Source organism: Agrobacterium sp. CCNWLW155 (assembly GCF_036888815.1).
Classification (GTDB): domain Bacteria; phylum Pseudomonadota; class Alphaproteobacteria; order Rhizobiales; family Rhizobiaceae; genus Agrobacterium; species Agrobacterium radiobacter.
This window is the reverse complement of record NZ_JBAKFW010000002.1, coordinates 239837-263412: the sequence shown is the minus strand read 5'-3', so window position 1 is coordinate 263412 and position 23576 is coordinate 239837. Positions and strand designations below refer to the sequence as shown.

At 54.6% G+C, this 23576-nt stretch carries 22 protein-coding genes and 1 pseudogene; 5 read left to right on the top strand and 18 right to left on the bottom strand.

What is annotated here, in order from left to right; genetic code table 11:
• Window positions 1–16: 16 nt before the first annotated feature.
• Entirely contained in the window at window positions 17–643 is a 627-nt protein-coding gene (locus tag V6S97_RS09835; RefSeq protein ID WP_334426704.1) for a hypothetical protein, read from the bottom strand.
• A 133-nt stretch (window positions 644–776) separates the two neighbouring features.
• A complete protein-coding gene (locus tag V6S97_RS09830; protein ID WP_334426703.1) occupies window positions 777–1004 on the bottom strand; it encodes a hypothetical protein in 228 nt (75 codons plus the stop codon).
• Between the two features lie 141 nt (window positions 1005–1145).
• On the opposite strand from V6S97_RS09830, the gene V6S97_RS09825 reads away from it, so the two are divergent.
• Window positions 1146–1445, top strand: coding sequence for a hypothetical protein (locus V6S97_RS09825; protein ID WP_334426702.1), 300 nt, complete (start codon window positions 1146–1148; stop codon window positions 1443–1445).
• Between the two features lie 416 nt (window positions 1446–1861).
• Here the strand turns inward: V6S97_RS09825 and V6S97_RS09820 are convergent, their stop codons facing one another.
• Window positions 1862–2212, bottom strand: coding sequence for a hypothetical protein (locus tag V6S97_RS09820; protein WP_334426700.1), 351 nt, complete (start codon window positions 2210–2212; stop codon window positions 1862–1864).
• A gap of 1205 nt (window positions 2213–3417) precedes the next feature.
• Here V6S97_RS09820 and V6S97_RS09815 point away from each other — a divergent pair.
• Complete coding sequence (locus V6S97_RS09815; protein WP_334426699.1) at window positions 3418–3606, top strand: hypothetical protein; 189 nt, start codon at window positions 3418–3420, stop codon at window positions 3604–3606.
• Window positions 3607–3674: 68 nt separating this feature from the next.
• On the opposite strand, the gene V6S97_RS09810 is transcribed toward V6S97_RS09815, so the two are convergent.
• The 7 genes from V6S97_RS09810 to V6S97_RS09780 all read right to left on the bottom strand — a co-directional run bounded on the left by V6S97_RS09810 (window position 3675) and on the right by V6S97_RS09780 (window position 11427).
• Window positions 3675–5117, bottom strand: coding sequence for a ThiF family adenylyltransferase (locus V6S97_RS09810; RefSeq protein WP_334426698.1), 1443 nt, complete (start codon window positions 5115–5117; stop codon window positions 3675–3677).
• Between the two features lie 2 nt (window positions 5118–5119).
• Window positions 5120–5641 (bottom strand): hypothetical protein, encoded by a 522-nt coding sequence (locus V6S97_RS09805; protein WP_334426697.1) that lies wholly within the window; start codon window positions 5639–5641, stop codon window positions 5120–5122.
• On the bottom strand, window positions 5595–6080 hold the full coding sequence (locus V6S97_RS09800) for a DUF7665 family protein (protein WP_334426696.1): 486 nt from the start codon (window positions 6078–6080) through the stop codon (window positions 5595–5597). Before V6S97_RS09800 ends, V6S97_RS09805 begins: the two co-directional genes overlap by 47 nt.
• Before the next feature lies 1 nt (window position 6081).
• The gene (locus tag V6S97_RS09795) at window positions 6082–6573 is read right to left on the bottom strand and encodes a hypothetical protein (RefSeq protein WP_334426695.1); all 492 of its coding nucleotides are present in this window, start codon (window positions 6571–6573) and stop codon (window positions 6082–6084) included.
• A gap of 74 nt (window positions 6574–6647) precedes the next feature.
• Entirely contained in the window at window positions 6648–9983 is a 3336-nt protein-coding gene (locus tag V6S97_RS09790; RefSeq protein ID WP_334426694.1) for a UvrD-helicase domain-containing protein, read from the bottom strand.
• 2 nt (window positions 9984–9985) lie between these two features.
• Window positions 9986–10606: a hypothetical protein gene (locus V6S97_RS09785; RefSeq protein WP_334426693.1), complete on the bottom strand. Its 621-nt coding sequence runs from the start codon at window positions 10604–10606 to the stop codon at window positions 9986–9988.
• Window positions 10603–11427 carry a hypothetical protein gene (locus V6S97_RS09780; protein WP_334426691.1) on the bottom strand — a complete coding sequence of 275 codons (825 nt, stop codon included), beginning with the start codon at window positions 11425–11427 and terminating at the stop codon, window positions 10603–10605. Before V6S97_RS09780 ends, V6S97_RS09785 begins: the two co-directional genes overlap by 4 nt.
• A 332-nt stretch (window positions 11428–11759) precedes the next feature.
• On the opposite strand from V6S97_RS09780, the gene V6S97_RS09775 reads away from it, so the two are divergent.
• The 3 genes from V6S97_RS09775 (at window position 11760) to V6S97_RS09765 (ending at window position 14396) form a co-directional block, all read left to right on the top strand.
• Window positions 11760–12704, top strand: a complete 945-nt coding sequence (locus V6S97_RS09775; protein WP_334426689.1) for a restriction endonuclease — start codon at window positions 11760–11762, stop codon at window positions 12702–12704.
• A 338-nt stretch (window positions 12705–13042) separates the two neighbouring features.
• Complete coding sequence (locus tag V6S97_RS09770) at window positions 13043–13690, top strand: hypothetical protein (RefSeq protein ID WP_334426688.1); 648 nt, start codon at window positions 13043–13045, stop codon at window positions 13688–13690.
• Between the two features lie 337 nt (window positions 13691–14027).
• Window positions 14028–14396, top strand: coding sequence for a hypothetical protein (locus V6S97_RS09765; protein ID WP_334426687.1), 369 nt, complete (start codon window positions 14028–14030; stop codon window positions 14394–14396).
• A gap of 9 nt (window positions 14397–14405) precedes the next feature.
• Here V6S97_RS09765 and V6S97_RS09760 read toward each other — a convergent pair whose 3' ends face one another.
• The 8 genes and pseudogenes from V6S97_RS09760 to V6S97_RS09725 all read right to left on the bottom strand — a co-directional run bounded on the left by V6S97_RS09760 (window position 14406) and on the right by V6S97_RS09725 (window position 23559).
• The gene (locus V6S97_RS09760; protein WP_334426686.1) at window positions 14406–15788 is read right to left on the bottom strand and encodes a hypothetical protein; all 1383 of its coding nucleotides are present in this window, start codon (window positions 15786–15788) and stop codon (window positions 14406–14408) included.
• Window positions 15789–15868: 80 nt separating this feature from the next.
• Complete coding sequence (locus V6S97_RS09755; RefSeq protein ID WP_334426685.1) at window positions 15869–16315, bottom strand: hypothetical protein; 447 nt, start codon at window positions 16313–16315, stop codon at window positions 15869–15871.
• An 8-nt stretch (window positions 16316–16323) separates the two neighbouring features.
• On the bottom strand, window positions 16324–18519 hold the full coding sequence (locus V6S97_RS09750; protein ID WP_334426684.1) for a hypothetical protein: 2196 nt from the start codon (window positions 18517–18519) through the stop codon (window positions 16324–16326).
• Complete coding sequence (locus tag V6S97_RS09745) at window positions 18513–20513, bottom strand: hypothetical protein (protein WP_334426683.1); 2001 nt, start codon at window positions 20511–20513, stop codon at window positions 18513–18515. The genes V6S97_RS09750 and V6S97_RS09745 overlap by 7 nt, the downstream gene beginning before the upstream one ends.
• Entirely contained in the window at window positions 20510–20932 is a 423-nt protein-coding gene (locus V6S97_RS09740) for a hypothetical protein (protein ID WP_334426682.1), read from the bottom strand. Before V6S97_RS09740 ends, V6S97_RS09745 begins: the two co-directional genes overlap by 4 nt.
• Window positions 20933–21428: 496 nt before the next feature.
• A pseudogene (locus tag V6S97_RS09735) lies at window positions 21429–21659 on the bottom strand (magnesium chelatase domain-containing protein); the annotation flags it as partial.
• Between the two features lie 183 nt (window positions 21660–21842).
• Window positions 21843–22802, bottom strand: a complete 960-nt coding sequence (gene gshB, locus V6S97_RS09730) for a glutathione synthase (protein WP_003503823.1) — start codon at window positions 22800–22802, stop codon at window positions 21843–21845.
• A gap of 244 nt (window positions 22803–23046) precedes the next feature.
• Window positions 23047–23559 (bottom strand): cupin domain-containing protein, encoded by a 513-nt coding sequence (locus tag V6S97_RS09725; RefSeq protein WP_003503825.1) that lies wholly within the window; start codon window positions 23557–23559, stop codon window positions 23047–23049.
• Window positions 23560–23576 lie beyond the last annotated feature (17 nt).

Sequence of the window (23576 nt, the reverse complement as noted above, 5' to 3'; positions counted from 1 at the left end):
CAAAGATCGCTAGGCGTCAGGCTTGCTTGTATGTGCCCGCGGGCACTATTCTGCGCAAGACCACACCAATGTTCATCCGCTGCTGGCCCGGATTTAGATGATCGTAGCGTTTTGTGACGCCGTAGCTTTGCGCCACCGCGTACAGTCGATCCAGATCGAGCTTGCCGTCGACTTTGACCTGGCCATTAAGCCAAACATTGAAATCATCGTTTGCGGTCCGAGCTAGCCAAGCCTCGCGCTGCTCTTTCGAAACCCGCATAGTGCTGCGCTCTTGGCCCTCGCGCCGATACCCACTGCCGCTGCTAAACAGACTTGGCCGCGTTATCTGCAAGTTTTTGCGGTCGTGAGTAAACCGGACAAACTCCAATACTTGGCGAGCGACATGGCCAATAAACTGTTTAAATCGGTCGTCGGTAGCCTCGTCGCCGAATTCCTTGACGAGAAAAGGGGCTAAAGGCTCCACAGCCACGCGATCGAGATCACTGGCCGTAATCATGCGTATTACGTTGTAGGGGTGGGTAAGGAACTCAAGCGCAGACTGCCCAAGTTCGCTTTCCGCCAGCTCCCGGAAATGTTGGGGGTCGTATGTGAAGGCGCTAAGATTAAAGTCGAGATGCTTCTCGAAATCAAATGGGCAATCCATTTGTGATTCTCCCTCCACGGTTACTTCCGTGCATGGATATGTACATCTTCCCTGAATCGCATTCAAGACCCTTTGGTGGAGCGGCGGTCTGCCAGCGGCTGCTCTTCGCGGACGATTGAGGATTTCGTCGAGCCTACCAATGAGACTGTAGATCGGCAATCAGATCGTCAATCTTTGCGCGAATATCATGCTCAACTGAATTGAGCTGCATGGCTGTCAGGAGATAATCGAGCACCTTTTGTCGGTCGCCAGGGGCAATATCTGATACTTTCTTCGTCGCCAGCTCACGGTTAATTCCTGCGGCATCATCGGCGGAGAAGCTAAATTCACCTTCGAGGTGAAGAAAATCATGCAGGGTCACGGTACTTTTCCTTCGTAGAGAGGTCGGATTTCAGGTCAGCGTTTCGAACCTATGCCAGGCTTCCCGAAACTGAGGCTGATCGTATGCTGACGGTTGGAGCCAGATTGACGCCGCGCCGGTCCTGCTATTCAAGGGATCGCTATGGTGGGCAAGGTCCTTAACCTCCTGGAGCGTCATGATGAAGCAGACGGGCGCGTCGGTTTTGGCTTTGATCGTGACGATCCACCAGTCCGACCTCAGATTGGTGAGGTTGCTCCCAAGTCCGACGGGATCACGTTTCGTCAGCCCTTTGCTTTGGACGCCGAAAAATATGGTCTCAGCATCGTTCGAGCAGAACAGGTCACTGCCTTTGGCATTTCGGAAGGTCAGCATGACGTTCCAACCCCGTCGAGACAGCTGCCAAGCGGCGTAGTGGGAAGCAGCGTTGCCAGTGACCTGTGATGACCTAACGTCCATGTTTGCCCTCGTGATGATTAGTATGAGTTGTATCAGTAGCAGAGAGCATGGCTTTGCCTAGTCGGCCGAGGGGGGAAGCCGTCGTCCCGGCGTTCTATTCAGACCGGCTTGATATGAAGGCTATGCGGAAGGCCTCGCGGGACCGTGGCATGCCGTTGATCTTCGGCTGACGAATGCTGCCTCTACCCCAAGGGATAATTTGGTGATGCTAACGGCCCTTTAGTTCCAATCGCTCGGATGGATACTTGGACGGCCTGAGTGCCGATAACAATCATTATCGGCACTCAGAATTCGCTCCTATATCTGTGGTGCGCTGCAAGGTATCGACCCGCCCTTCACAATCGGTTTGTTTTCTACAAGGGCGAGGGCAATCCCGTGCGTTGGAAGCCCACTCTCCTAAGTCAACCGAAGGGCTTCCATCCAGGCAAGGCCTCGCCCTCGTAGAAAACAAACCGATTGTGAAAGAAATAGTCAGCGCCCTCGATCACAAAGCGGATGCTGTGGACATCTAGGCTTCCTATTTCGGCCCACATCTCATATGCGCCGCCGAGCCGCCGCTCAACATCGGCATAGAAGGCCTGGATGACCCCGGCATAATCATGGTCGATTGCAGCAACGATTTTAGCGATCCCGCTCGCGCCCCACCCCTCGATGGGTTCGGGTTCGGTATCGGCGAAGTGCAAGATGTCGTCGAATATGACCTTCGAGTAAATTTCCAAAGTTTCAGGTCCCCAAGAATCGGATTTCGCCAACGTCGTCTCGCTCCGTCCAACGCGGGTGGACTTCGGACGGTAGCTAAGGGCCAATATGAAGGCCGACCCTCCAGTCGTCAACTAAATATATGAAATCATTAATTTATTCAAAAACGAAGTCTTCAATTAACGAAGTATCCGCGCATCAAAAACCTGAAATTTCATTTACGTCGACGTCTTCAATTAGCGGCGTGTGTGCGCATCAATGATGGTGAAGTCTTAAATTCGGCGGATCGGATGATTGCAAACGATCTCGCATACGCCTCTAGGAGTTCGCCAAGCCTTTCGAGCTAAACGCCGGCAACGGTCTCGCCGCATCCTCAGCCCCACAACTTTAAATTTGTCTTTACCGGAGATGCTCTAACGTCTGCTACGATAGCGCACGCGGACGAGAGATGTTCAACCTACTGATGAGTGGCCTTACGACTGCATTCGAAGTTTCGCCTTGGGAACTCGAGAAAGCTCGGTTCGGCGAATACACCGATCCCGTCCTTCTTTCCCAGTTCGAAAAGCTCGACGAGCCGCCGGTCAAGGCTCTTCTCTCCCTTCCTGCGACGTCCCGGTGGACGTCGCCCATCATCGCTATCTGCAGCATCTCAACAACGGTGAGGGCCTCGAACGTTTCGAAACCGACCTCGCGTCGCGTTTCCAATCCATCATCGCGGCCCGCAGCCAGCTAGCTACCTTTTTCAGTATTCCGTAAACCGAAAGCTTCAATTGTGTTCAACCAGATTAGCTCTAAGGAATTTGCTGCCCTTTCGCATGACGAAATTTCCTGGCTTCACCTCTCCCGTGGCAGCCACTTCACGAAAGACCACCAAATCTTGTCGACCCTTCAGGAAGCTGAGGGGACAATGAGACATACAAATCAGTTTAATCACTCAAAAATTTTCGCTCCATTGCTTTCGTCGTTCTCCATCTGGGATCAGCTGGGCAGCTGCTACGCCGATACCAGAAGGCCATCCTACGGCGAAAGTCAGTCCTTCAAGAAGGGATTGTTTCACTTTGGTTTGGAACGTCCGAGCGCTGGCGGTGGACGGCCGACAGCTGCGGAAATAGATCACCTATACATGCTGAGAAACGGTGTCGTTCACGACGCCGCTTTCACGTCTCACTCTCGGGACAAAACAAAGTGGTACATCTTCAGATACGACGAATCCATATCCACAGTAGTAAAGCTACCGTCGACGCCGTGGGATGGCCAAGTGTCTAACATTTCCGCTGCGACAACGACTTTCGTAAACCGGGACAGGCTCGTGGAAATGACAAGCCACGGTATCGAAATCGTCCTTGAACTGTTGACGAACCATCGTTCCGATCTCGCGCTGCTTATGAACAAGGCGGAAATCATCACAAAGTATCTTCTCTGGCTGCCCCGCCAATCGGCCGTGTGATACTGAATTCGCTGGCGAGCTTCCCCCTGGCAATGTGATTTGGAACATCGACGAGAAAGCGTTTACTGTTAGGCTAGCTGAACCAGAGGGGCTGAAGGGCCTCGTGCTGCCGCTCTCGCCGACGAGAGAACCGCTCCAGGTTCCACCGGTTCTTTGGCGTGGACAAAGCCGAAAGCATAGGGACCGGCATCCATCGACCAGACCACTTCAGCGTCGGCGATGGCAAGTGCGGAAACAGACAACACTTCGATCGTCGGACCCGAATGCAATCGACGGAGCACCTCGCACACGGCGAGACAGCCCGCGAGCAAACCGACGAACGGTACTGCGATGGTTCTGCTCGCCAAGTGCACAAGCCCACACTCGTCCATTCCATCCTCGGCGAGCCACGCATAAGCCGGCGCGTTCCGAAAAGACGGGTTTGACTGACCGATCTGCCGTCCCCAAATCAGCCCCGAGCTTCTTGATGCTGGGAACGTATGTATTCCGACGCTTTGAAAGGAATCGAGGCCGGCACCGAGCCCGGCTTCTACCACGAGGCCGAAACCGGCCGCATCGAGTGCAGCACGGGCCTCTGCGTTGTCAACGCCGCACAAGGCGACGCCCGGCTCCGACATTGTGCGGCGGCTCCAATCGCCGAACAAACGCTCTTCGAGCGTGGTGTCGAAACCGCGTTCCTCGAGCCACGTTGCAACGACGCGTGTCTTCTTTTTCCCCACGTCTACGGGGTATGACAACAGCGAAGTGCTGTGATTGGAAACACCTATCCTGTCGGTGTCTTGGAGCATCAGTTTGGCCTTCGCTGCCTTGGGGAAATCGAGCGCCGCTATGGCCCATGCGTATGCTTGTCCAAGGTTCCCGAGACCAATGAGCCAAAGCGATGCAGGAAGGTACTTCAGTTCGGGTTCGTCGCTATTGATGCGCCAATCCATTTCGGGGTTCCACAGCGACAGACCAGCGGACCGTCGCCCGGCGAGCGGGTGCGCCTTCGACAAGAACGCGAATACTTCCGCAGCGCATACCGCCGATGCCAAAACTGGGGCAAGTCCGATCGCCCGTTGCTCGTCAAGCCGCGCGTGTCCCTCCATGACAACGCCGCCCCGCCACCCGCTCCACGTTAGACGCCATTGCGGCGAACCGTTCGGAGCAGCTGTCGCATCGCCTATTAGCGCGACCGGTCGCGTCAATGGCTCGTCGGTGGCGGAGGCGTGTTTGCCCCCGAGCTCGATGATTACGTCGCGAATATTACGTCCATCATAGAGTGGCGAGGTCGCAACACTATTAGGCGCTCCCACGACTTCAACACCTCCTAGAAGGGTCCTGGACGCAAGATTTAACAACGTGAACAAGGCAGTTTGTTCCAAAGCAGAGGAAGCCATGGAGTCCGAAACCCGGATAGACAGACTGAACGACGCGAGGATTGTCATCGCCTCTTCGTGACTGGCAGCCTTTCCGCTGTCCATGAAATATTTGGCAGTGCGATGCAGTTCATCAGCAGTGATGACAGGCATGTTCAGCTCCACTTTCCGACGTAGAAAAAATTCGTTTGGTGCGATCCGGATTTGTTTATCCACTGATGATCGCCGAGATACTGGTATACGCCAACCTCGGACATCCTGACGGGCGACCTCGCAAAGTTGGGAACGATCAATGCTACATGACCAGCGCGAGCCACCATAGGATTTGTCCTGTCGGACCCGCTTTGTCCCGCCTCACCGGGATGTGTGTGAACGTCCGCGACGACGGTCAGACCGCGGCTTCTGCAAATCGCCCAAAGCCTAGAAAATGCATCACCGTGTAGGATGCAAACGCCGCTATCGTAAGCGGCGGGATCGAGGTCATCGTAGTAGACCGCGCTCAGGATGCACCGCTTGTCGCCGGAGATCATGCCAAGGAGGAAAGCGCCCGCCTCATGTCGATCACCGCCGCGTCGTTCCAGTTCGCCCAGTACTTGGTTCCAAATGCCGGGCGCGCAACGAATTGCGTGATTAGGCGCTACGAACGCCCGAATAATCGCTCTGATGGAAAAGGTCATAAATTTGCTCCAGATAACCAACGATCCCGATCTCGGGATTCCACAAACGGCTTGGATGCTCCGTTCGCCAGTTGTCGTGCCCTTCGATGGAATAGCGGTCGCACGGAAGATAAAGACACTGGCCATTCCGCCATTCGGGGCGGAACACCGCAGGGAAGTGAGAAGTGCCCGTCGGCCATTTTGCTGCTTCGAGCGGGGCATTCGTGGCAACGTCCCAAGGCTGCGCCGAGACCGGAATTTGCGGATAACCGGAACATTCGAACCGAAACGCATATTCCGAGGGCGCACCGACTTTCGGAGGGGCAGAAACGGCGATCACGACATGCGGCCAGGAAAGCTGGACTAAGCACCACCTGCCGCCGAACTGGCCGCACCGGAAACCCGGGGCGGCAAGATCGCGTTCAAGGAGCAAGCGATCGGGAGGAATGGCGACGTTCATTTCAACCCTCGACGCGCTTTTCGGGAACAAGGTCGAAGCAGACGGCGCAGGTACGATTGTCCGTCAGTTCCTGCAGAGTAGTGTCGCTGGCAGGACGCTTCGTCGAGTTGCAGAGCTGAAGGACATGTTCGGCCGCGTCTTTCGGATTGATCTTGAACTTGTGTACTGCCCACTCCTTGACGGCACGGACGCGGGTGCCGGGTGAAAAACGATGCTCGGCGGAATGTTCCAAATAGCTTACCGTCGTCGCAACACGGCGGCAGCGGGTCACATGGATACGAAGTCCGTCTTTCAGATCGCGAAGCGAATCATGGAGGTTCTTCGACACCGGCTCTTCGGCATCGCCAAGGAACACGTGGGTGTCCTTGTCGATTTCGATACCAGCATCTTCCAACACCTTGTGAAGATCGCGGACAGTTGCCGCGGCACCGAGGACACCCTCAACGAGGTCACCGCGGCCGTGGCCCAGGAGAAAAACAGTAATGGTGGTCATCTTGCTTCCTTTCGCTGGGTCCCTATGACCCACATAAAGAAAGCGGCTTCAGCACCGAAAAATGGGGCGCGGTTCTAGCCAGTACAGCGAAAATAGTATGGGCAATTCGGGCAATATCGGCGGTCGGCGTTCTTAACGCCAAACTCGCCGGCTTGAATGCTTGAGATGGCATCCTGGTATTCCTTCAGGTTCTTGCCATCGGCCTTCGACGATGCCGGAACGCGTTCGCCGGTCGATAAATAGAGCGTCTCTACCGCTATGTTCATTCCCGGATGGTTTATCTCCGCACCGCGTCTAAGGATTGAATAAATCGGTTTTTCTGGCTCCGACTTTGTTTTCCGCCCGGTTCTCACGCGCTGAACTCGTAGAGTGTTTCCAATCTTTACAACCCTATCCGGTTTCACCGAAATAATGTTCGGTCCGACGGGTACTGCCCATTCGGGGCGTTCGTCGCTTCCGGGCTCGGAGGAAACAATAGCTGTCATTCGACCTACCATCTCACGTGCGATGGTGAGGTAGAATCTCGCAAAGCCATGACTTGCCGGCCCGCTGGTTTCCCAGATTGCTTCCAAACGCTCTATGGCTGAAGCGGCATCGACGTGCCGCCCTGACCGTACCTGCTCCTCGATCCAGTTGACGGCCTCGTAGACACAGCGATGAAACGCAACATAGGGACTTTCGTCTCTGCCGCCGCGTAGAGCGTCTACGATCTGATAACGGTAGCGTCGACCGCACTGCAGGTAGACTTCGAGGTCGTTAACTGGGTAGATATCTTGCCGAGGAACCGGCGTTCTCACGCTCACCCCTGTTACCGTCGCGCCAGTCTCCGACCGACGATCGGCTCTAAGACGTAGCGGCGGCAGGAACACGGATTCGCTTGCCCCCCGGGCCGTGTATCGTTCTGCTCGGGTCAGCGACAGATGGTCCCGCGCACGTGAAAGCGCAACGAAAAACAGGCATTCCTCTTCCGCTTGATGACCGTCGCGATCCATAGTCAAGCGCGCTAGGCTTGTCGGCGGCACGTAGCGCACGCCTCGCCAAGACCCAGGCATGTATCCTGTTGCCAATCCCGGCAGATGCACTGCTTCAAACTCTAAGCCTTTGCTCCCGTGGATCGTCATGACCCGAACGGCATCCATGTCCGTCGCTTCCGACGAGATCGATCGATAGGCTGTATCTTCGTTCAGCGCCTCGATACGGCGTATCCGAGCTAGAAATTTCTTCCTGCTCTTTTCCCCTAAGGCGGCGAACTCGCCGCACACCTTCAAAAGCTGGTAGATGGCGACCAGCTTTTGTTGTGCCGATGGGCTGTTGCTCCGTATGAGCGGCTGGAGATAGCTGCTTCTGTCGATTAGCCAGTTCGTCAACAACGTCCACGGAGAAGCGTTCTCAAGTCCAGCCAGCTCGAACCCGAGCTTCGTCAGGCCCCGCGCAGCGTCGGGGGAGATGTCGACAACTTGGTCGGCCCTTTGGAGGGCCTCGTAGATCGTGAGGTTGCTGGATTTAGCCCATCGTACCAGCTGAAGTGAATCGTCCTCGGCAACGCCGTAGTCTCGCAAAGCGGCCACGCGCGGTAGCCCGACCGCACCATGTTCCGCATCTAGCGCCAACAGGGAAAGGAGGTCTCGGACTTCCTGGCGTTCGAAAAGGTCACCGAGGTAGAGCAATGGGACCCCGAGGGTTTCGAGAACTCCTGTAATCCTCGACAGGGTTAGATGAGATCGTGCTAATATGGTCTGGTTTGCGAATGCAACCCCGCGGCTCCTCAGCTCGAAAATCTTCTCTTTGATCGCCTCGGCCTCAGCCGCGACCGAGGGTGCGACGGCCATCGCCACTTCGCCAGCAAACCGTCCATCCGTCGGGCTACGTTGCACATTCCACTTACCTGACATGCTCCCACCGGCACCCATCGAGGCCGAAAACGTCTCGAAGGCACGCACCACGGGTCCAAGTGATCGGTAGTTGTTTGTCAGGGCGGTCCGCGTGCCACCGAAATCGTCCACAAACCTCGCCACGTTGGTTGGCTCGGCACCACGAAATCTGTAGATCGATTGCCGGCCGTCGGCGACCACCCATAGGTTTGCGCCGGCATCACGAATCGCGCGAAGCATTTCAGCACTGGCAAAGTTGACGTCTTGATATTCGTCGACCAGAACCTGCGAGAACCCCGTAATGTAAGACTTTACGGCCGCATTGTTGCGAATAAGATAATTTGCGTGTCTGACGCAGTCGCCGAAATCCACGGCATCACGTTCCATCAGGCACTCTTCGTAGATTCGATAAATATCAGCGATTTCGAGGGACCGCTCCGCTCGTTCAATCTCCTCGTCCTTAACTGCTATGCGCAAGTCCGCCTTAGCAGCGGCAGCCAATTGCTCATGCGTCACAAGTTCGTCCTTGCAGCGCGAAATCACCTTCAGAACCTGCGCAAGTTCATAGGCTGGCTCGTAGAGGTTCTGATAATGCTTCAGTGGCAACCGCTCCAAATTGTCCTCGAGGATCGCCAGCGAGGCGGCTTGATCGACAACACGCACTTTGGTTGTTCGCCCAATTTGGCCGGGCCATTTCATGATCAGTTCGAGGCCAAATGCGTGGAACGTGCCCACCCACATCTCGATCGACGCGTCCGCATTCATCAAGGACAGCCGTTCCCGCATCTCCTCGGCGGCCTTGTTGGAAAAAGTCAGGGCCAGGAATTCGCCCGGTGTCGTCCCATTCCCAAGAAGGTGCTCGATACGATGGATGAGAGTGCGGGTCTTCCCAGTACCTGGACCCGCGTCGACCAACAGTGGTCCGCCTCTCCAGGTCGCGGCGATCCGCTGACTATCGTCCAACTCGACTTTTGGCGAAGACGCGACTTGTGCTACTGGCGCTGTCAACGGTGGCAGCATCAGTGCACGAACCATCTGGTTCATAACCAGATTGAACGGCAGATCGAGTTCCGCGGCGATCTCGGATGGTCGTTTGCCCTGAAGGTATTCCTCTCGCAACCAGTCAGCAGGACAAAGAAACTCGCCAGCAAAGACATCGGCCTGCTGTTCCTTGCGCTCGCGCGGCGAGTACCCCTCGACACGCCCTGCACCGCTATCCACAGGATCGCCTCCGAGCCCCTTGGCGAATCCGGTCACCTCACTGTGTGGGTCATTGTGCAGGTAGAGGTGCCCTATCTCATGCGCCACCACCACACGTTCGTCGATGGGATTCTGACCCGGCGAAAGATTGATCATTAGCGATGACCGATCAAGGGAGCCCAGCGTACCCTTCCCAAGGTCGACATACCGAACTTCGAGGTTTTCGATTGTAATGGCCGCGGCGACCAATGAAGCTGCACGGCGGTCTCCGTCTGATTGTTGGAGCGCGCGCCGATGACATTCCCTTGCCTTCCGTCTGACATCGCTCCAACTGTCCATGATCAGGTTTCTCCCAGCCAGTATTTCTTTCGTTCAGAGGACATGTTGCTCCCTGCGATGATCTCTTCGTAGCTGCGCCGCGGAATTGTCGGTTGGCCGGAGGACTTCGCATGTCCCAGCTTTGGGTGATCGCAAGCATACTGGTACGAATGCTCGAACGCGGCCACGCTCATCCCAAAAAAACCGCGAACTGCATCAGCGAGCATCCTGCCCACGGGCGCGGTCATCCATCCGTTGAAGAGATCGGCTAAGACATCGCGACCAATATCCAGTTCCTTGGCAACCTCGTGCACCCTCTGTCCTCGAGCCTCCAAAATCTCGTGAAAGCCGCCACTGGTTTCAGTTTCGGCTATCAGCACAGGTGACTCGCTGAGAAACAGCGCGTTGAGAACGCGGCTGTGCGCACGCGCTTTCATCGTTTCGCTGATCTCTTCATCGACGTCGTTTAAGGAATCGGCCGCATCCCAATCGCGGGTGATTGCTGCATGGGTTCGAATGTCATCAGCAAACTCAGGGTACCGCTTCGTCCACTCGATAATCTGCTCCGCGGTTGGTCGGGGGCATAATCTGTGGAACTCGAAAAGTGCATAATCTCGGTCGTTTTCTCGGGTTGTTTTGCTCATTGCCTTCCTCCGCTCGAGGCGCTCTCGAGTAATTTGACCTCCTTGAGTTGGGAGAGTTGGTTCTGGACCTCGGTTATCCATTTCTTGACGGTCTTCCTGTCGACGCCGAGCGCCTCGGCGATGGAATTGCCCTTGGTCGAATGTATTGGGATGTTGTCCATATGGAGATAGAATGCCAAACGCTTCTTCTCGTTGGTTATCGTCGCGAGGATACGCTTCACGTCAATCATCTGATCAACGTCGCGCACTCCATCCAGCAGGCTGGGATCATGCAACGATCCCGAATAGTACGCTTCATCATCGACTTCGACGGCCTCCTCTCGCTCGCACTTTCGCTCCAGCTCGGTCGCCGCGCTGTCTTCGTTGCGATCGGAACTCTCGCCGACAACTTGATTGCTAGGTTCCGTGGCACTTTCAGACGACTGCTTTGCTGGTGGTGTTGTGGGGATGCGTGAGTGTTTCAGCTCTGTGGCAATGGCCGATTTGATGCGATAGTTAACGATCATGAAAAAGGCTGATCGCATGGCTTTGCCATCGGCTGACGAGGGAGCAAACAGCGACGCCAACAGTTCCGTGTGAACACGCTCGATCATGTCCCAACCCTCATTAGGGTGGTTTCGACCAACCCTTGCGCGGAGCAGAGCCATCATCTTTTGCGATAGCCGCGATGCCAACGCTTCCCTGATGAACCTGTCGGTTATCTCCTGAAGAGCACAGACCAGGACCTCCGGCTTGAACATACGAAAGTTGCCAGTCTCGATCGCTTTCCTCCAAGCGATGAGATCAGTGAATGACGGAGGCGGATCATCCTTGACGTTCATTTTTGTGTCTCCGACGTCGTTAAGGTTTTTGTCTCCCCGAAAGGCAGCGTTCCGAGCGCAAAAAAATGGGAACCCCCTGAACAAAAAAATCGAACGACTGACCTTTTTTTGGTGGGGCGGAAATCCCACCGCATATTAGCTGATTCCCAGAAAGCAACCATAGATACTGACATCGGCAGAAAGTTCGCGTTCTCCATTTTTGGGATAGAGTGACTGGAGTAACCTACTTCTCGGTATCGAGGAGAACGGTTTTCAATGAAATTGCTCGCCGCCGGATATCTAAACTCGCCTGAATATCGTAGTGCGGAGGACCGCCATCGAGGGAATGCCTAGTGCCAGTATTAGATTTTACCGAAATACCTGAAGCTCACTTGGCAAAAGGACGCCAGGACACGTTTGAGCTGTTCGCTCGCGATTTCTTTAAATTTGCCGGCTACGAGATTGCTGAGGAGCCTGATCGCGGGGCCGACGGCGGCAGTGACATCACGCTGCTCGAAAGGCGGCTCGGCGTCGGTGGGGAGACACAAGTCAGGTGGCTCGTTAGCTGCAAACACAAAGCATCCAGTGGAAGATCGGTCTCTCCGACGGATGATAGCAATATTAGTGATCGGGTTAGGACCAATGGTTGCGATGGTTTCGTGGGGTTTTATTCAACACTACCCAGTTCTGGCTTGAGCAACATGCTATCAGGATTGGGCATTCCGTTCCAAATGTTCGATCGCGAGAAGATCGAGGGCCAATTGCTGCATTCGTCCCGCGGCTTGGAACTAGCCAAACGCTACTTTCCCAAATCGATCCAAGCCTGGAGCGTTGAAAATCCGACCCCAGCCCGGTTGTTTACAGAGCACCCCAACCTTCCTTGCGCCAATTGCGGAACCAACCTCCTTGATAAGCCAGGAAAGGGGATTGTCTCTCTTTGGCAGAAAATGCGCGAGAACCCTCAGCAGCAGAACGCCTTTGAGCAAATCCACTTTACCTGCTTCGGGCATTGCGACGATGCCATTGGAAAGCGCCTTCGAGCCGATAAGCTCATCGATGGATGGGAAGACATCCGAGATATTTCCATCCCAACCGTCTATGTCCGATGGGTCATGTCGGTCCTGAACGAACTGCGTTCCGGTGTGACTTACTCGGACGAGGCGTTCGAGAACTTGAAGGAGTTGCTGATTCAACTCTTTCCCTATGTGGCTCGCCACCCTACCGCAAAGGAAATCGATCGGCTCCGCGAATTGGGCACAATCCCGGCCTGGATGGGTGGACTAGGCTATTCCGACTGATTCGCGCCGTCGCCTTCCATACATGCACGAAGGAGAGCCGGCTGATTATGTGCTGGGAGACGGTTTGGACCTCCGCCTGCGCCGATAGTCGGAACAGGCGATTCCGATTCTGGTAGTAGTGAGTGGGAGGTGCGGTTTCGGAGTGCCGCGAGGCGTGCGCATATTCTTGTCAAAGCCATGCTCACGCCCACAATGCGATCGAAATTGTGTCATCTGACCCGTTACTGTCATAACTTGAAGTTGGAAGGCTCACTCACGGATAAACCTGTGCGATCCCGTTGGTCTCCGGACCACGATTGAACTATACAGAGGCACATGATGTGTGTCGGGGGAGAGCGATGGACACTGGAGAGCCAACAATTACGAGCGACGAGCGGGACCTTCTGAACCGGCTGCTTATCGCCCATGCCGATTTGCAAATGGCCCTCAGTGCGCTTACATTCCTCGGGGAAGAGTTGGACGCAGAGGCAAAATACTCGAAGATCGAGCTTCGGCGCTTCAAATGCTTTGAAACCACATTCATCGTTTCTTACGGCCGGGCCTTCACCAAGAGCAAGGGAAGTCGACACGATCAGGTGTCGTTGCGGGGTATAGGGATTAAGCTCACCCAGAACGAGCGAGGGCTGCATGAAATGATCATCAATCTTCGACAAAAGGCCTACGCCCACTCCGACGAGAGCTTTGCGCATGTGCGGATGGATGTGACGAACATTGACATTTCAGGCGGCACATTCGCCTTTCCCCACCTCCAGTTCGACCATGGGCTCGAATTCGCCGAGCTATTCAAGCGCATAGCAACCATGGAGCTCACACATAAAATTATGCATGGCTTGGCAAAGACGATTAGAGCATTGGCGGAGAAGCTACCGGAGTCATCCGTGTACATCCGTCCGTCGTTGGCACCGATAGAGGTCGACTATCGTGAGATGCTGGCGGAAAGTACATCTTTTGCAGTGATCGACACCCTGGTCCCACCGGATGCCTAAAACTATCCCTCAGCCCACACGGGGGAAAATTCCGTACAACCAGGACCAATTTCCCAGCGCTTGGTCAACAATTAGGGCCGGCTTGGTTGTGGGTGGCTCTCCTCAGCAGTGGGAAATAGCGATCAACAGATGCCTCGATTCCAGACTGAGACTTCGTTACCTTGACCCTCTCAAAGCTATTGCCCGTAGTCGACAACTAAAAGGCGAAGGGTTTCTAATACTCACGATCCAGTGCTCTCTTCTGGAGTTCCTTGCATCCCTGCGCTTAGGGTGGAACTATAGTCACGGAGCAGACTGGGGAGATAAGCACGAATACGGCGACAGCCAGAGAGTGTTCGTGGACTTCCTTCGCCGGAACTCTCCTTTCTCTGATTTTATCCCGACAAAAGCCAAGGCGAAAATCTTCTATCGCGACATCCGTTGCGGTCTTGTCCACGAGGCACAGACAAAGGACGGCTGGGTCGTCAAAGGCGGCACGTCCAGATACCCGCTGGTAGATTTCGATAGGAAGGTCGTCAACCGTGATGCGATGGGCGACGCAATCGACGACTACCTTGCTAACTACCGCCGATCTTTAAAGGCCGACCCCGTCCTGCAAGACGCCTTCGTGCGTAAGTTCGACAACCTTTATCATCACGCGTCTTTAGCGCCAGGATTCGCCGGCGTCGCGCTGACGAGTGACCCGACCTCGTCGCCGAAAACATAGACCGCCACACTAAAACAGCGCATATCGACGGCCCTCTTCCGAAATTGGTTGCAGACCTTGCTCTTCGACAAACCAACGGAGGGCCTCGCGAAAGTTGTCGTTGCCAGGCTCGTTAAGCCGCGCGGCTATGGCCCGAACGTACGGCACATCCTCAGGTGTCTCTACCATGACAGGGTCGCCAAATAGGGCCTCTTCCGCAAGCACGGCATTTAGGTAGTGCTCGAGAGAGTGCGGATTCTTGTGCCCCAGAAGCTTTCGGGCGAGGTCGAGCACGTTCTCCACCCGCCAAGCTTTTCCGTTGATCGCTCTTTCACGGATGTAGATATCGCGTACTACTTCTTGGCAGAAGGCTGCCCGAAGTCGATGGAAGGTGCCGTCGATCTCCAGTTCTCTTAAAATCTTATTGTAGAAGTTGCCCATGGCCTCCTGTGTCAACGCGCCACCGGCTTGGCTTGTTTTGTAGGACAAGAAGATATTTTCCGGCGGTTTCTTGTTCTTTTTCAGGAAACGCGTCCGGACAACATCTTGGCGACGAGTGCAAATATAGTCGAAAATCTCGATAGCGAGCTCAATAGGGATCGCGATGGAAACAGGGTCGCCGCCACCCTTGTTCGGAACGTCGCAGTAAATGAATTTGCGCCGATTCCGGCCCATCTGCTGCAAAATCCCCACGATTGTCACGCGATTCTCGGGAAGCAGATAACTCTTTATCACTGCACGATGATTAGGCGTCTGCTTGAAGAGTTTCTCGCGGGAAATCCCCTTCAGGAATTCGGGAACGGTTAATCCGTGAATTCCCAGTCCACGTGAGCCGCTACGTCTGGCAAGGCTCCCGATCAAATAATATGTCTGGGCGCGATTGACGTCTTGACGACTTAGAACTTCGTCAATCACGGCATTCCAGTCGTCGTCATCCGGCGTACCAACCCTGCGCTTGGATTTTTTCGACTGTGAGGTTTTGCTAAAATTTAACTCCGCCTTCGACGCGGACCTGCTCTCGCGCTGGAAGAGGTTTTCTGGGATGTCGGCGATAGTCGTTCCGCGGAAGCTTTTCAGAATTTTGCCGCGCTTGTTTTGCCAGAAATCGTAAAAGGCTATGATCGCCTTGAACTTCGCAAGATTGGTCTTCGTACGTGGAATCTGGGCGATCTTTCCAACTGCGACCACATTGCCGGACCGCTTTCCCCCTCCCAGAAGGAAGTTCCTAAGGTGACGTTCGTGGGCGTCGAAGACGGTTAGACCGAGTTGCTGCAGGAAGTCATACCACTGGCACAGCGTATATCCATGCTTTTCAGCGGTGCGCCAATTATCACCTGCCCGAACACAGCACTCCAAGATGTAGGCCTGCAAGACGACGACGACACCTATGGCATCGTTGACGGCAAGTGGCATTTTGGAAGCAGGAGCTCCATCAACGTGAAAATCCAAGTCAGAGTGATCAAGTCGGGTCCGTGCGTATGAGACTACGGCTCTCACGGGAACGGGAGCCTTTTAAGAACCTCATTGTTCGCATCGACACGGCTCAATGCATCCCTCAGCTCCATGATCTGCCACAAAAGACTGGAGTTTTGCTGCGATAAAGCCTGATTGAGATTTTTCGCGCCATGGAGCGTGTCGAGTCCATCTCCATTCAAGAACGGAAGAGCCTTGTCCTGAAGGTCCCAGTAGGCCTTGACAAGGTCGCCATACGTTTCACTACTTCTCTGGGTGACGTTGGGACTGCTCCATCGGTAAATCCCGTTGTTAGGATCATCCCAATCCGCCAGATCGGCGAGCGTGTCCGGCCAAAAACTATCATCCTTCTTGCCTCTAGCCTTCCAAGACTTCAAGACTCTTTTCATTTCGGCAATTTTGTTGGTGAAGGACGCCTTTGTGACGTCCGTCCTATCGGTACCTTGAAAATGCTTCGCTCTCGTCACTACTGACCCTATGCAAACTCTTCGATCATTCTAATCCGCTCTTTTATGAACGGTGCGAATTCGTCATTGGCGTCGAGCAATGCCTGCTCCGCGTGCTGAACCTCGGCGTCCCATTTTGCGGACATGGTCTCGAGGGAGGCTCGGCACCCGCATTTGAGGCATCCCAACGGCTCAGCGAATCCATAATCTTGCTTCGACGCACTGGCGCTGGGCTGCCCGGTCAAGTTTTCTCTTAGCTGAAGACACACGGACATCGAGCAATGTTGCTTGATGGTCTCTGGGCCGGTGCCGAAGCCGCATAAGCTAAACCCCTCGGGATGGGGCTCTAACGAGACCGTAGAGGCAAGGTCAGCGAGCATTTGGTCGAAAGATGGCCGGTCGTCTTCCATTTCCGTAACCTGGATTTCGGAAAGGAATTCGTCCTTCAGCGCATTGATCCTAGCTTCGATTTGACGTCCCATAGAGCCTCCGAGTGGTTCTCCGCTAGCGACACCCCTCACTACAAAGAGTACGAATGTGCTCTTCGTGTCGTCAAAGGTCTTCTTGCGCTCAACGTCCCAATTCCGATGCTCGGCGGCGAGTTTTTCGTCCCGCATCCTCAAAGCCTCGGCGGCCTTCATTTCAATGTAACCGCGTGTCGTATCAGGATTGAAATGACGGAGGTGGAAGGTTAACGCCGTAAGATCGGGGAACGCCCAACGCCAAAAATATGTGACCGCGAAGAATTTCCGGAATTGATGTGGTCTGAACGCCCAGGCCGTCCCGTCATCTAGCCGCGGCACGCCGAAGTAGTCCCGCACCATGTCGAGAAATTCTCGCAGGTCGAATTTCACGGCACGCTTGAGGAACGGACAAGCAAAGTCGTAGAGCTTTTCAGAAGTCTTGTTCCCTAGAGCTCTGATCCTGCGCACAACTTCCACGGCACGCACGACGGATTTGGGTATGGGTATAAGGTCTTTTTGATCAACGTTTTTCACGATCATGCAGTTGAGCCAGGTTTCTCCCCGCTGATCGATGTGAATACAATCAATGGGACTCGACTCAATTTCCGCGTCCCTTCGGGCTGAGAATGCCGCTGTGACAATCCGAGCAGCTACAGGTAGAACCTTGAAGATCATATTGTGGAGCGTCAGCTTCGCGCTCTGCCGCCACCGATCGATGTGGTACAGTGTTCCCATCGTCGGCAGTCCAAGGTGCTTCAGCCGTTCGTTGCATTCGAATAGCGATTTCCTATCAATGATTTCTCGATTGTCGTTTATTCCACCGTTTTCGACGAGATCGAGTATTTTGTCGCACACGGGGTCGAGCAACAGCTTGAGAGCCGAGTTAATTAGGTAGCTTGTTTGATAGGCGGGTGCGTCATCTGTTGGGGTCGCGGTCTCGAAAAACCGATTAACATGTTTCGCAAGCTTTCGACCCGAACTAAATGGCTTGTAGCCAATGATATCGTGATGAAGTTGGTCTCGGAAGCGCCATAAATCGAGCCACACTCTGTAGTACTTATATGCGTTACCGTTCGTCACACCTTCGTTGACTTGCAACGGTTCCTTTCGTGCTTCAGCAGTCCTTGTGTACTGGATGCCGTTTTTCGAGAAGAACCTTTCAATCATAATACGGGCATGCACAGTCAAGCCGCTCGACTTCGGTATGCCAATGAGCCTAGCGAACGGATCGCCCGCAATCCCTCCTCGGTCATCACGTTCGGGTACAAGGGTACGGTTCTTGACGGCCTCCAACACAGGAAGCGCACGTTCGGCCAGCCTGAGCAGTCCCTCTCTAGCTCGCAGTTTAAAGCAGCGGTCAAAATCATTGTACCAGGGGGCACTTAGTTCGCTGTTCGAGGCCACACCTCGATCAGTTCGCCAACGAACGAAATCAACGTGGGCTTGGAAGATATCAACGATCGTGCTCCCCTTTCTCGCCCAACCGACAGGTTTCGGCTTCATGGAGAAGTACAAAATAAGTTTTACTGTTATCAAATCTTGCTGAAATCGATCATCTGTCAAACATTCTGCATTTGGCCAAGACGTTATCGGTGCGTTGAAATTAATGGTCTGCTCGCGGTCGTTCTTCTTCGACTTTATTCTCCAGACATTATCAAGCAGAGATGCGTTCATCAGCCAGCTAGGGCGAAGCAGAGCACCTATCCTCTCGTCATGAAGGGACTTTTGGGTTTCAGCTGCCTTCGGAAGCCTCGCTACCATAACAAAGGCATCCTTAGCTCACCTTTAGAAAGCTTCGCTTCGACCGCATCCCGTGCGCGCCGGAGCTGTACCTTAAAGCGAGTCTGTTCGAGCTTTGCGCAATAGCCTTCCACTATCGCGAGCCACGGTACCCACGTTCGGAGCAATCGGAGCGGATTGAGGTTGAGCATTGATTCGAACTGCTCTCGGAGAGCACGCCTCGCGAGCTCCAGTTGCATCAGCGATTTCGAAGAAACTCGTAGGACTTTCGCTTTGGGTGACAGCGCATCTTTCGCGGCGTCGACCGCTGGACCGCCGGCCACCGGACGGTCGGGGTCGGTGAATGAAAGACCGTTCTTAAATCCGAGTTGTGCACAACGGTGAAGATCGGCTGCTGGTACTCCCATGTACCTCGCGGCGGAGTCGAAATCAGTGATTTCAGTAGCTTCCCACGCGTTAACAAACGTTCGAATTTTCTCGGACAACAGCGCGCGGATTGCACCTTCAGTCAAATATTCGAAAGTCACCTTAGGATTGGAATGTCCCATCAAGGCCTTTTGAACAACGAAATCGAGGTCTCCACTGTTCGCTCGTGAATTATTCACGGTCGTACGGATCATCTGCCTTGTGATCGGCAATCCTCCGAAGATCGGATTTTGCGAGTGTCGCTCGAGGAAAGCCGGCCACCGCTCGCAGGACATTGATACGAGCCGGGTTTTAACGACCGTGTCACCGACAATTCTCCAAACCCACAAGCGCTCGGATGTAGGCCCGTGTGCCTCGCGCATCTCCTTCGTCAATTTCTTCCAGATGTCGACAACCACAACACTTGACGGGCGCTCCGCAGTAGTCTTGCTTTCGACGTAGAGCAGCGTTTCCTCAACGTCCTCCTTGATTTTTCCGGGTACCGCCTCGCCATCTTTTCGATTTTTGTTAAGCCGCAGGCTCCGAACCGCGAACTTTCCTCGCTTTGCCTTACCCAAGAAACAATCGAACGGTATGTCGTCCACGGGCTGACAATTCGCGCCGGCGTCGATTAAGAGAATGTGGTATGCCGCGTTTAGCGCCGTGCTAGTAGCTTCGAAGTATGGCTGGGCCGAACCATGATCAATGAGTGATCGAGCATAGCCCAGCAGCTTCTCAGAGAGAGCCGTTCCATGGGCGCGCGCGCGCAATACTTTCAGAGCAAGGCCCAGCCCCTGTTGCTCGGAGAGTTGGAGCACTTTGAAGGTGTCGCCTTTTCTAATTTGCTCACGTGACAAACTCGAAAGGACTTGTTCTGCTTCCTCAAAGGTAGGGAGGGATGGGTCGAACATCAATTCCTGACCGTGATCGAAGTGGTCACTGTTCGCTTTTAACTCTAGCCACAGACACCGTCTGATCTCCTCGAGTACCTTTCTATTGAAATCTATGAATGCTTGCCTTGCGTCGCTGGCGTTGAGCCCGGTCAGCGGAAGCCGACCGGCCTGGAAAGCAATCGTGGCTATGCATTTGGAGGGCGCGGCTGTCCGAACCTCGAGACGGCGATACTCATATTCGACGTCGGGGAAAAGTCGCTGCTTGATCAACCATGCCAACCCCGCACGCAGTGACTCGTTTTTTTTGTTTCGGCTCACTGGATTATCAGAGTCGATAAATGACCGATCGTCTAAGTCACTGATCGCTCCGGCCAGATCGTTTAGGCTCTTGCCCCAATCGCGCTCGTTCGGAATCGCGCCGCTCCGAAATGCAGCGAGAACCCTGGCCTCGGGGGAGCTTTTGCTTGCGATGCCCTGCATCGCGATCCAAATCAATCCACTCCGAACGCTTTTGAAGTAGTTCAGTGAGGTCTGATCGGTTTGGAAGAGCGCCGCCTTGATCCAAGCATCAGAAAATCGATCACAGAAGTCTGCACCGTAATACGGCAGAAAGTGACCGATATGATATGTGTGTTCGTGCCCTGGGACCCTAACTTCGAACGCAACAGGACCCCGCAGCGAAACATCGAAGCTGTCAGAAGGAAATTGTACCGTCATCGGTGTCGCATCCAATGCGAGATCGCGACGGGAGTCTTCTGTAGCGGCCTGACCACGAGTCCAAGCCTATTCAGGGAATTCCAAATTTGCACCGCCTTCAACTGCCGCGACGGCGTAGTCGCCGTTTCGAAGTCGTTCACGCAAACATGGATCACTTCGAGCCGCTCTGCAGCCTCCACCGGCTCCTTTCGGTCCTTCAATCTTGAAACGATTTTCGAAACTTGATCGCTTGGAAAGCTGTCGGCGTGTTTGCCGGCCCAATCCAAAAAGTGGATGATACCCCGCGTATGCGATCGTTGTGTTCGCTTCCCGTGATCGACACTGGCTCCAAACTTCATGGCAGCCAACCTTTGTTCGATGTTAGAGACGTCGACAGTCCAGCCCGCCGCGTCTTCAATTAACCAGTATTTTCCTTCCAATTTAAGTCCTCTCTGAACCATAATCAGGAAATTAAAGACTTAGAAAAATTCTAATTTATTATTGGAGTCTTTAATTTCGCCTTTCTGAAATTTTTAACTTGACGTCTTCTATTTAAGACCATAAACAAATGGAAGACTTCACGTTAATTCATATTTTGTCAGAATCGTTACTATCATTTTCAGCGATTTTTGCAAGTGCGTTGTTGGCGCTATCATTCAACAGCCTTCCCCTCCCTGGCGGGGCAGAGACCGAACCAGCGCGCGATGCAGTCCAAAGGTACCTATGGTGAATGAGCGTCAGGCGGTGTGACGCAGAAGCTCGATAGCAATCAGCCATGTGCTGAGCCGTAAACGACGTGGAGAAGGTGAGTGATCGCATCGCGATCATTTGTGGGAAGGCCCCCCAGGATATTTGTATCCAAGGGCAAAGTTGGTTTCCGCGAAGCGAAATCAGCTACTTAACCCGTGAATATAAAATCCAATATGGCAGTGGGATTCCTTCCTTGGGCAAATCCGCAGGCGCGAGATTGACGGTGACTTTTTTCGCCGGCAGCGCCAGACCCGAAGCATGCAGGGCGGCCTGCACCCTCTCGCGGCTTTCGGCCACCGCCTTGTCTGGCAGGCCGACAATCTGGATGCCGACCTTTCCGGGTGCGACCATGACCTGCACCTCGACGGGCACACCCTCTATGCCCTGAAATGCAACCGTATTGACCCTTGCCACCATGGCCTGCCCCGCAAACCGGCCGCATCACCAGAGCTTCATGCCCTGTTACGGCCACCCGCAAGCAACGTGCCACAGGGCAAAGAATAAAACAAGAACATCCAGCGAACAATTTCCCGCTGACGATGTATTTTAGTTGCATCTAGTTGCGCTCATGGAACAAAGCTGGATCGGCAGCAGGTCGCGTCAGAAATCCTGAGCTTCGCGCTTTTTCTCGATCGCGTCCCACAAAAGGCTTGCGACATCGGCACCGCCGAATTTGCGCACTTCACGAATGCCGGTCGGCGAGGTGACATTGATTTCTGTCATATAGTCGCCAATCACGTCGATGCCGACGAAGAGGAAACCGCGCTCGCGCAAGGCCGGACCGATGCGGCGGCAGATTTCCTTCTCGCGCGCCGTCAGTTCCGTCGGTTCCGGCCGTCCGCCGGCATGCATGTTGGAGCGGGCATCGTTTTCCGCCGGTACGCGGTTGATTGCGCCCACGGGTTCGCCATCCACCAGGAGGATGCGCTTGTCGCCCTTTCGGACGTCAGGCAGATATTGCTGGGCGATGTAAGGCTCGCGGAACATCTGGCCGAACATCTCCAGCAGCGAGGAGAAATTGCGGTCGTCGCGCGCGGAATGGAAGACGCCTGCGCCGCCATTGCCATAAAGCGGCTTCAGAATGATATCGCCCATTTCATTGCGGAAGCGGGCGATTTCCTCCACGTCCTTGGTGATCAACGTCTTCGGCATCAGATCGGCGAATTCGGTGACGAAAATCTTTTCCGGCGAGTTACGGACCCAGGCGGGATCGTTGACAACCAGCGTTTTCGGATGAATGCGTTCCAGCAGATGGGTCGAGGTGATGTAAGCCATGTCGAAGGGCGGATCCTGACGCAGATGGATGACATCCATGGTCGAGAGATCGACACGCTCCGGCTCCGACAGGGAGAAATGGTCGCCCTTGATGTCGCGCAGTTCCATCTGCTCCACCGTGGCGTAAATCTTGCCATCGCGCATGGAAAGGCGCTCAGGCGTATAATGGAACAGCCGGTATCCGCGTGCCTGCGCCTCGAGGCTCATGGCGAAGGTGGAGTCACCGGCGATATTGATGCCGGAGACATGATCCATCTGGATCGCGACGTTCTTGATCTTCGCCATGCGCATGTTCCTCTTGCAGCATGCGGACGCTTTCCCCGGCCCGCCGTGCCCATTGCCTCGTCTTTTCAAGCTTCCCTGCAGTACCGGGAGAAACCCAGAAATACTTCAGAAAACCCTGAAGATGTAGGGCAGCGACCATTCAAAGGCAACTGCTGCAAGCGGTGGTTAGTGTGAGTTTTATTGAACCTTCACAATTCCGTTGGCGGCGCCGCACCGGCCCCGCCCATCGGAAGGTTTTATGGGTTCAGGCCGCCAGCTTATAGGAACGGCCGGCAAACAGCTTGTTCTTGACGCGATAGGCGAGAGCCAGCGCCTTGGGGAACGGGCGGCGCATGAAAGCGACCTTGCGGACATAATCATCCACCCGCCAGGTGGCCCATGTTCCCGCAGGGAAATAGGCGACATCGCCGACCCGCAGGATGCTGATGGAACCGTCTTCCGCGGTTACATGCACTTCGCCTTCCAGAATATAGACGGTTTCATCCCAGCCGAAGAACCAGCGGAATTCCCCCGCCGTGCAATCCCACATGGCGGTGCTGGAAGCACGGTCGCCGCTTCTGGAGTGATCCGCCGCGCGCGCCTGGGGGTTACCGGAAATGATCCAGTCCGGATTGATGGGGGCCGGCTGAAGCCGCAGATCGGTGCAGGATGCGCTGACGACAGCCTCATCTTTTGACCGACGCAAATAGGCCGGCAATATCGGCATTGTGCGGACCGCCATGGTTGCCGCGGCAGCGAACATCATTTTGAAGGACATATTAGAAAACCCCCGTG

Excerpts from the sequence above, each read along its gene's own strand:
- V6S97_RS09835 (WP_334426704.1), bottom strand. The coding sequence starts at position 643 with ATGGATTGCCCATTTGATTTCGAGAAGCATCTCGACTTTAATCTTAGC.
- V6S97_RS09825 (WP_334426702.1), top strand. The coding sequence starts at position 1,146 with ATGGTGGGCAAGGTCCTTAACCTCCTGGAGCGTCATGATGAAGCAGAC.
- V6S97_RS09810 (WP_334426698.1), bottom strand. The coding sequence starts at position 5,117 with ATGCCTGTCATCACTGCTGATGAACTGCATCGCACTGCCAAATATTTC.
- V6S97_RS09805 (WP_334426697.1), bottom strand. The coding sequence starts at position 5,641 with ATGACCTTTTCCATCAGAGCGATTATTCGGGCGTTCGTAGCGCCTAAT.
- V6S97_RS09800 (WP_334426696.1), bottom strand. The coding sequence starts at position 6,080 with ATGAACGTCGCCATTCCTCCCGATCGCTTGCTCCTTGAACGCGATCTT.
- V6S97_RS09795 (WP_334426695.1), bottom strand. The coding sequence starts at position 6,573 with ATGACCACCATTACTGTTTTTCTCCTGGGCCACGGCCGCGGTGACCTC.
- V6S97_RS09790 (WP_334426694.1), bottom strand. The coding sequence starts at position 9,983 with ATGGACAGTTGGAGCGATGTCAGACGGAAGGCAAGGGAATGTCATCGG.
- V6S97_RS09785 (WP_334426693.1), bottom strand. The coding sequence starts at position 10,606 with ATGAGCAAAACAACCCGAGAAAACGACCGAGATTATGCACTTTTCGAG.
- V6S97_RS09780 (WP_334426691.1), bottom strand. The coding sequence starts at position 11,427 with ATGAACGTCAAGGATGATCCGCCTCCGTCATTCACTGATCTCATCGCT.
- V6S97_RS09770 (WP_334426688.1), top strand. The coding sequence starts at position 13,043 with ATGGACACTGGAGAGCCAACAATTACGAGCGACGAGCGGGACCTTCTG.
- V6S97_RS09760 (WP_334426686.1), bottom strand. The coding sequence starts at position 15,788 with ATGCCACTTGCCGTCAACGATGCCATAGGTGTCGTCGTCGTCTTGCAG.
- V6S97_RS09750 (WP_334426684.1), bottom strand. The coding sequence starts at position 18,519 with ATGGTAGCGAGGCTTCCGAAGGCAGCTGAAACCCAAAAGTCCCTTCAT.
- V6S97_RS09745 (WP_334426683.1), bottom strand. The coding sequence starts at position 20,513 with ATGACGGTACAATTTCCTTCTGACAGCTTCGATGTTTCGCTGCGGGGT.
- gshB (WP_003503823.1), bottom strand. The coding sequence starts at position 22,802 with ATGGCGAAGATCAAGAACGTCGCGATCCAGATGGATCATGTCTCCGGC.
- V6S97_RS09725 (WP_003503825.1), bottom strand. The coding sequence starts at position 23,559 with ATGTCCTTCAAAATGATGTTCGCTGCCGCGGCAACCATGGCGGTCCGC.